We start from the raw sequence: 4949 nt of genomic DNA on the forward strand, positions 1-4949 counted from the left end.
TTCGATATTATATTTTGAAATCAAAGAGATTGAATTTCTTAAGAAATTAGCTAGCGTAATCGCCGCTCCCTGTCCTGTCAAACAAGTGGTTATAATTACTTCTCTTGGCTCTTTTTTTATTTTGCTCTTTTTTACATTTCCTTCAACGTAGGCATGCATGATCTCTTTCACTTCTGTATAGATTTCATCCAATTTATAATCTGATATTAGAGTCTTTCTTAACGCTTCTAATACAAAGGGCGTCGATAAGAAATTAATCGTTCTCGTTGGCACTCCAGTTTTTTCCGTATATAATTCGCCGAAAGAATTCAATGACCCCATGTCTGTCATAATCAGAATTCCGTTTCCTTCATTCACTTCATTTGCAGTATCTTCAAATTCTAAATAAAACTCATCGACACGTTTTTCCAGCTGCATATCCAAAGCATGTGTATGGTCTGTATCGAGCAGAGAATTCGCAACCTTTGCGATATTTTTAGCGACACCGTTTCCATGTGCCATTAGTAACAGACCTACTCGCTTACTTTCATTTGCCTCGCTATTGTGTTCATCCATTGACAGAAACAACGCGAAAAGATACTCTTCCTCAGGTGAGAACTCGATACCAAGTTCAAATTCGAGATGTTTTTTCACTAAACGTGCGACTTCCAATTCCTGCGAATATTTAGCTTTCAGTTCTTCAATATTAATATCAATGCCCGAATGTACCACTGGCTGATTGATCAACGAATTGATATGCATCGCAAAGGCAATGTAGGTTCGCTTTGAAAAATTCTTCTGCAGCTTCCTCTCCGCAATTTTTAGAATAATATCAACCTCATAATAGATGCTTGGTTCGATGACCTTGAAAATATTTTCGTGCTCCATTCGATTATACGGAGAGGATGGATATTCTTCTAATATGCTTTGTTCCAATTCTTTTTTTATTGTACTTAGGCTTGCGTTCTTATCGAGTCGCTTGTACCACATTTGACTATTTATTAAGGTTTTAGGCATGGATGTGCCATCGATCACTAAATCTCCCTTTAGCTTATCTAATAAAAAATCAATCTCTCTGTTCTTATCTGCATTCAATATGCCCTCCAATATATAACTAGGAAGAACCTTTTTAGTTACTTGAATCCTTTCCTCGTGATTCGAGATAGAATCTAAATAGCTTCGAGCACATATCAAATTGATATCTGCCTTCAATTGACCAACATTCCCCACGCATTGGTAGCCAAGTAATGATTTTAAGACGCTTTTTTTTATCGTTATTGGTTTTTGGATTTTATCAAACTCCAAGTTGAAAAAGATGCTGATCAGCTCTAGTCTCTCATCCATTCCTCTATCACTAATATTAGGCAGATCAATCACCATCGGTATCCGACGGAGAAAAGTTGATAATAATACAGATTCGAGCGGTTCTGTCGTAGCTCCTATGATTAATACCTTGGAAGAATTATAGGTATCGTTATCGCCTAATTTTCGATAATTTCCCGTATCAATCAAATGAAAAAGCATCTCTTGACCTTCGGAAGACAGACGATGTATTTCATCTAGGAAAAGGATTCCGTTATTCGCTTTACTAACTAAACCTTCCTGATCATTCTCTGCCCCAGTAAATGAGCCTTTTTTAAACCCAAAAAGCGTAGAGAGTAGTAATTGCGGATTATCCGAGTATTCAGAACAGTTGAATATGATAAAAGGAGCATCTTTACTTAATATTCCATGCGACTTTGCAAACTTGTACATAATCTCTGCAAACATTGTTTTTCCAGTTCCAGTTTCACCTGATAAGATAGTATTTAATCCATGAGGCGGATAAATCATAGCCGCACAAGCTTTTTCGATTGCCATTTTTAAACTGCCTTGATTGCCGATCACCTTGTCAAAAGCGTTGATCGAATTTTCCGCGCTGCAGAAGTCGCTAAGTTTTTTTATACTTGTTTCTGTTACCTCCAAATTAAAAAGTTCGTTAACCTTTTTGGTGGGAAAAAATTTAACAGGTCTGCCTTCAATCTTTAAGACCTTCCCTTCGTTAACTAGCTTGTTCAATTCTTTACTACAATTCGTACGGTCAATATTGATTGCTTCAGATATTTCAGTCGTTCCAATTCCGTTAAATCCATTTTTTATATCGGCATATCCAATATGGCTGACGCAACGTTCTAAGAAGTTGTATACTCTGTCTTTTCTGTACATAACTATCGCCCTCCCCCAATAGCGATAAATCCAAAATACTCAAGTTCAAATACAATTGACTAGTACCCATCCTCGCCTTAGACGAACCTTATGTAATCGCTACACTTTCAGTTTATCATAAAGTACCTGCGCAAGTTTTCAAATTCAAGGTGACGCAAATTGCCTATATTTAGAAAAAAATCGATCCCAATAGCACTAAAATACAAAAAGACCATCCTAATTTTCCATTTAGAAAATCAGATGATCTTTTCGTCGTTTATAAATAAAACATGATGTTAGCGTCGTTCATTTTTTAAGGCTGTCTGACTTTTTTTCTTAAATAAAGATATCCAGCTGTCCCACAAATTAACAGAGCACCTATGATGGTCAGCCAAATAGTTTTTTCTTCACCTGTTTTCGGCAGCCATTTGCTAGTTATCGAATTTGCTGGGTGGTCTGTTTTTTCTGATTTATTTATCGCTTTTTGTGTATACGTATTGGTAATCAACAGGTTTCCACTATTTTCTCCAGTAACCGATGAGGTGTAGCCAGCTGGAATAGCCACTTCTTTGATAGTATATTGAATAGATTTTCCGGCTTTATCATTCAAATCGAGCGTTTCCCAAGTAAATGTCCACTTATTCTTTTCAGTCAATTCCACCGGATCACCCTGCGTTTGTCCATTTGCATACAGTTGAATTTTGATACTATCTGGACGAAGCTGGGCTTGATTGTCATTATCCTGCCACTGTTTCGTAACCGTACCACTGATTTTTCCAGGTTGGTACGTATTCGTGATATTGAAATCTTCAATTTTAGTCGTGTAGTTTGCGACACTGTCTTCTGTCACCGTGTAAACAATCTCCCGGTCCTTCTTGAACTTGGGTAAATCTTTGAACTCATAACGCCAGTCATCAGCTTCACTTACTTCCTTTGAAGCAACCTGTTGACCGTCTGCTAATAGATTTACTGTAATTTTCTCTGGTCGTTTCCCTGCCTGATTATCATTGTCTTCCCAAGTCTTAGTTCCCTTAACAATCGTTGACTCCGGTGAATAGGTATTGGTGATATCAAATCCCTTGATTTCAGTATTGTAATGTGGAACACTGTTTTCTGTTACCGTATAGACAATCTCTTTTCCATTATTAAATTTTGGGAGATCTGAAAAAGTATAAGTCCAATTTTCACTTTGACTCACTTGTTTAGAAGCAACCTGCTGACCGTCTGCTAATAGATTTACTGTAATTTTCTCTGGCCGTTTCCCTGCTTGATTATCGTTGTCTTCCCATTTCTTTGTACCAGATATTTCTAATGTAGGCTCGTCTTTCTTATTTATAACTGTTTTTAGAACTGATTGATCACTTCCAAAATCATCGGGAGAAATTTTGATTTCCTCATTTGATAAAATATACCCATCCGGAGCTTTGGTTTCTTTCAGGGTGTAATTATCCTTCAATAAATTATTAACGAAGCCAAGACCATTCGCGTCTGTCTCAATAGTTCCTACCACTGATCCTGTTCTATCGCGGATAATTTCGAATTCCGCACCGGCTAGGCTTTCATTCGCTTCATTTTCCTTATGAATCTTAATTGTGTAGTTATACCCATCAGCTTCTCCGCCACCAGATTGATATTTTCGAGTTGTCTCTACTTCTTTTATGATCACTTGATTATCGGTCATACGAGCATAATTCGTAAATGTCTCACCATCCACCGGCTCATGATCGGACTGTGTTTTATAAGATATTTTATACTCTTTGTTTCCTATATTTCCTAAATGGATCGAAAAGCCGTTCTCACTAAACTCAATATTATATTGGCTCGTCACATCGGCTTCTTCTTCAAATATCCAAATATGATTGCTATTCAATTCCCAATTTCCTACTTTGATGGAAAAGGTATCTTTCATATAAGACAACCCATCCGTTTTTAAAATGTCTTCTATGGTGACATCCGTGTAGGTATTCCCAGATGGATTTACTCGTAATTCATTATATATTTCGGTTCCTTCATCATTTGTAAACCAAGAATACTTCGAAAATTTTTCATTCTCGTCATCCCCTTGATTCTCAAAATGAATGTCCCCGGCAAATATCTTTTCTCCCTCTACATCAATATAAATAGGTACATCGGTTTTATTTTGCACTGTAGAGGTGTCAATTTTACTGCTAAAATATAATTTTCCCGAAACATTTGAATGCGTTTCGACAAAATCCGTATACGTTAATGTAACTGTATTACTGATAGGGTCAGCTTTTGCTACAGCTATTATCTCTCTATCGGCGTTAGTTACATTGAAAGTAATACTGCTTTCTAACATTAGCTCAGCTGGAAGTGTGATTGTACTAGTATCTCCGCTGCTGACTTCATTATTAGGTAACGAGAAATCAATGGTTACTCGAATATCCGTGTATTGAGTGACCTCGGTCAATGAATTTCCCGCTAAGTCTGTTAATGATATGTTATCAACAATATCAGCAATCGCCTTACGAGTCGAGGGCCCGCGTGGCTGGTTAGCAATTGAGGTTGATTGCTGCTTTTGATCAACTTCTGTGCTATTTGAAGCGGTCGTTTCTTGAGATGTAGAGGAACTCCCTGCTGTTTCTACTTGGGAAGAGCTTAATGAAACATCCTCCGCACTTTTTATTGGTTCTGGTTTAATGCTATTCTCTATAGTTTGTTGTGTATTTTCAGTTGAATCTGTTGTTTTTGCTACAGCAACTAACGATGCCGTCAGAAGCGATGCTAGTATGACAAGCAGACTCAAATAGATAGATAATCTTCTT

The 4949-nt window shown here is 37.2% G+C and carries 2 protein-coding genes; both read right to left on the reverse strand.

Annotation, left to right across the window (positions count from 1 at the left end):
- Positions 1–2184 (reverse strand): sigma-54-dependent transcriptional regulator (locus A5875_RS22940; RefSeq protein WP_088935917.1); only part of this gene is annotated, 2184 nt, incomplete at its 3' end.
- A 292-nt stretch (positions 2185–2476) separates the two neighbouring features.
- Positions 2477–4949, reverse strand: a 2473-nt coding sequence (locus A5875_RS22945) for a Cna B-type domain-containing protein (RefSeq protein WP_141108393.1), incomplete at its 5' end; no start/stop codon positions are given.

Origin of the sequence: Enterococcus sp. 3H8_DIV0648, from assembly GCF_002140655.1 — a bacterium.
Lineage (GTDB): Bacteria > Bacillota > Bacilli > Lactobacillales > Enterococcaceae > Enterococcus_A > Enterococcus_A hulanensis.